This window comes from Streptococcus sp. 4155, assembly GCF_013276695.1.
GTDB lineage: Bacteria > Bacillota > Bacilli > Lactobacillales > Streptococcaceae > Streptococcus > Streptococcus pseudopneumoniae.
Genome location: NZ_VMLM01000072.1, coordinates 14,565 through 18,384, shown reverse-complemented (window position 1 = coordinate 18,384; position 3,820 = coordinate 14,565). Strand labels below are relative to the sequence as shown.

Genomic DNA, 3,820 nt, shown 5'->3' with positions numbered 1-3,820 from the left:
TTTTCATTGAGGATTATTTTCAAATCCCCCCAACTCAACAAGTATCTTTGAATTCCAGTCAATTTCTAGCACTGTTTGAAACGTTTCAGCGGGCTATTTCAGATTCGGTCCACTATTCCTTTCCAAAAACATTGCATATTGCGCCGAAGGAATTGCTCACACTATCCCCAAGCACAAAACCCTCAGTCGACTGACCGAGGGTTCCTTTTCATTATTCAAGAACTTGATTAGCTCAATGCATCCAAGGCATCATCCATTGAAAGAACTTCGTGGAAGACACGTTGTGTCAATTCAGTTTTTTGTTCTGGAGTGAGGTATTTAGTGTTTACACAGTATCCAGAGATACGTACGATAACGTCTTCACCTGACATAATCTTTTCGTAAACATCGTTCAAGTCCATAACGTTCAAGTTAACGTGTTGTCCACCGTTTTCGAAGTAACCATCAAGGATTGTTACCAAGTTATCAACTTGTTCGTCACGAGTCTTACCAAGAGCGCGAGGTGATACTTGTGTAGTCAATGAGATACCATCAGCTGCATAACTAAAGTCAAGGCTAGAAAGTGAATTCAAGTTTTGCAACCATCCACCTTTAGCTTTGTTAGATGGGTTAGCACCTGGTGAGAAGAATTCAAGTTTAGACAAGTTCACAGAACCATCTTCGTTGAGGTATACACCTTTGTGGACTGGTGAGTTACCAGTTTGTTTAGAGTAAGCAACGTTAGATGTGATTGTCAAAAGTGATACAGTAGCTTCTGCGTCTTTGTAAAGTTTGTGGCTACGTAGACGAGTAGTGTAAGCTTCGATCAACCATTCTGCCAATTCGTTTGAACGTGGGTCATCTTCACCCCAACGTGGGTATTCACCGATTGTTTCGTAATCGTAGATATAGCCATTTTCGTCACGGATTGGTTTAACTGTAGCGTACTTAATAGCTGACAATGTGTCAACAGTGTTGGCAAATCCACAGATACCGAATCCCATGTTGGCACGTTGTTTAGTTGGCAAGAAGGCCATTTGAACAGCTTCGTAGTTGTATTTATCAGTCATGTAGTGAATGATGTTCAAGGCATCTACGTAAGTGTCAGTCAACCAGTCAAGAGATTTTTCAAAGTTAGCTTTAACTGATTCAAATTCAAGAACTTCGTCACGGATTGGTTCGATGTCAAATACTTTGTAGTCTTTGTGAACATCGTCGTAACCACCGTTCAAACCAGTAAGAAGGGCTTTCAATACGTTTACACGCGCACCGAAGTACTGGATGTTGTGGCGTTGTTCTTCATTTTCTGGGTCAAGTGGAGACACACAGCATGAGATACAACTCATTTCACCATATCCGTCTTTAGCCATTGTTGTTACACCTTCGTATTGGATAGAAGAGTGTTTGTGGCTCATGTGCATACAGTAGCGGCGGAAGTTGTATGGCAATTTATCAGTCCAAAGAACTGTCAAGTTTGGTTCTGGAGAGTTACCGATGTTGTCAAGAGTGTTCAAGAAACGGTAGTCCATCTTAGTAACACGGTGACGACCGTCGTTACCCATACCAGCCATAGAAGTTGTGATGAAAGTTGGGTCACCTGAGTACAATTGGTCGTAAGCTTTTGTCCGAGCAAATTTAACTGTACGAAGTTTCATAACGAAATCATCAACGAATTCTTGGATTTCTGATTCAGTAAATGTACCACGAGCAAGGTCACGTTCTGCAAAGATGTCCAAAACGATTGGTACACGTCCTAGAGATGTAGCAGCACCGTTGATAACACGGCAGACAGACATGAAGGCGACGTTAACCCATTGGATCGCTTCTTTAACGTTCATCGCTGGTTTGCGAACATCAACTCCGTAAAGGTCACCCAAGCGAACAACTTGTTGCAATGCTTGGTATTGAAGGTTGATTTCTTCACGAAGACGGATTGTTTCTTCATCAATTTCTTCGATTGCATTCCAGTCGTTTACTTTTTCTTGCATCAAGTAGTCTGCACCGTAAAGAGCAAGACGTGCGTAAACACCGATGATACGTCCGCGTGAGTATGCATCTGGAAGACCAGTTACAGTGTGTGCGTGACGTGCGCGACGAATGTTTGAAGTGTAGGCACGGAAGATACCGTCGTTAACTGTTGTTACGTATTTAGTAAAGATTTCGTGAACAGCTGGATCTGGTTCGTATCCATTTTCTTTCAAAGTTGTTTCAGCCATACGGATACCACCTTTTGGCATGAAGTTCAATTTGAAGAGTTCATCGTTTTGGATACCGAAGATAACTTCATTTTCTTTATCGATAAATCCTGCTGGGATATCAGCGATAGATGTTGGACGAGTGTCCATTGGGAAACGAGTTTCTTCGTAGTGAGCCTTCGTTTCTTCTACAATTTTTTTGATGTGAAGTGAACGTTCTGTTGGTCCTGCAAGGAAGCTTTCGTCTCCATCGTAAGGTGTGTAGTTAGCTTGTACGAAGCGTGATACACTTGCTTTTTCTTTCCAATCTACGCCTTTGAAGCCTTCCCAAGCTTTGTCAAAAATATCTTGTGCTTCAACAACTGTTTTAACAACCATGTTAATGTCCTCTTTTTTCTTTCTAGTAACAACCATCTGTTACATTCATGAGACAAGTATACCATACAGTAACCGATTTCAACAAGTGGAAAATCCCTATTTTTACACTTTCTTTTCTAAAACAGTCTATATTTTATTTCANNAGGGTATAATAAAAGAAAATAAGCGGTAAAAAGGGGGCTAGGCATGTTGATTTTTCCTTTGTTAAATGATTTGTCAAGAAAAATCATCCATATTGACATGGATGCCTTTTTTGCTGCGGTGGAAATCAGAGATAATCCTAAACTCAGAGGAAAACCTGTCATTATCGGCAGTGACCCTCGGCAAACAGGTGGGCGGGGAGTCGTTTCTACCTGTAGCTATGAGGCACGAGCTTTTGGTATCCATTCAGCCATGAGCTCTAAGGAAGCCTATGAGCGTTGTCCCCAGGCCGTCTTCATCTCGGGGAATTATGAGAAATACAAAGCTGTGGGACTCCAGATTCGAGCTATCTTTAAGCGCTATACAGATTTAATAGAACCCATGAGCATTGACGAAGCCTATTTGGATGTGACAGAAAATAAACTCGGGATCAAGTCAGCGGTCAAAATTGCTCGCCTCATTCAAGAGGATATCTGGCAAGAACTCCATCTAACTGCTTCTGCTGGCGTTTCTTACAACAAATTCTTGGCTAAAATGGCCAGTGATTATCAAAAACCACATGGTTTGACAGTGATTCTACCTGACCAAGCTGAGGATTTCCTCAAACAAATGGATATTTCCAAGTTTCATGGAGTAGGAAAAAAGACTGTAGAACGTCTTCATCAAATGGGCGTTTTTACTGGCGCTGACCTACTTGAAGTCCCTGAAGTGACCCTAATAGATCGTTTTGGTAGACTGGGTTATGACCTTTATCGAAAGGCTCGTGGCATCCACAATTCCCCAGTCAAATCCAATCGCATCCGTAAGTCAATCGGGAAGGAGAAAACCTATGGGAAGATTCTCCGTGCCGAGGAAGATATCAAAAAAGAGCTGACTCTTCTATCAGAAAGAGTCGCTCTCAATCTCAGTCAACAAGAAAAATCTGGAAAAATTGTCATTTTGAAAATCCGCTACGAGGACTTTTCAACTCTCACTAAACGAAAAAGTCTAGCTCAAAAAACACAGGATGCTAGCCAGATAAGCCAAATAGCCCTACAACTCTATGAAGAATTAAGCGAGAAAGAAAGAGGTGTCCGCCTGCTGGGGATTACCGTGACTGGATTTTGAAACTCAATGAAAATCAAAGA

Annotated in this window: 3 protein-coding genes; 2 read left to right on the top strand and 1 reads right to left on the bottom strand. The window is 41.6% G+C overall.

The features are described from left to right. The coding region (locus HT715_RS11680) for a hypothetical protein (protein WP_205380763.1) at nt 1–194 on the top strand (194 nt) is incomplete at its 5' end. A gap of 33 nt (nt 195–227) precedes the next feature. Here HT715_RS11680 and pflB read toward each other — a convergent pair. Then, nucleotides 228–2,552 (bottom strand): formate C-acetyltransferase, encoded by a 2,325-nt coding sequence (gene pflB, locus HT715_RS08990; RefSeq protein ID WP_054393251.1) that lies wholly within the window; start codon nt 2,550–2,552, stop codon nt 228–230. A 186-nt stretch (nt 2,553–2,738) separates the two neighbouring features. On the opposite strand from pflB, the gene dinB reads away from it, so the two are divergent. Further along, on the top strand, nt 2,739–3,800 hold the full coding sequence (gene dinB / locus HT715_RS08985) for a DNA polymerase IV (RefSeq protein WP_000904576.1): 1,062 nt from the start codon (nt 2,739–2,741) through the stop codon (nt 3,798–3,800). Nucleotides 3,801–3,820 lie beyond the last annotated feature (20 nt).

Bases quoted from the DNA above. Each gene is read 5' to 3' on its own strand.
- pflB (WP_054393251.1), bottom strand. From the start codon at position 2,552: ATGGTTGTTAAAACAGTTGTTGAAGCACAAGATATTTTTGACAAAGCT.
- dinB (WP_000904576.1), top strand. From the start codon at position 2,739: ATGTTGATTTTTCCTTTGTTAAATGATTTGTCAAGAAAAATCATCCAT.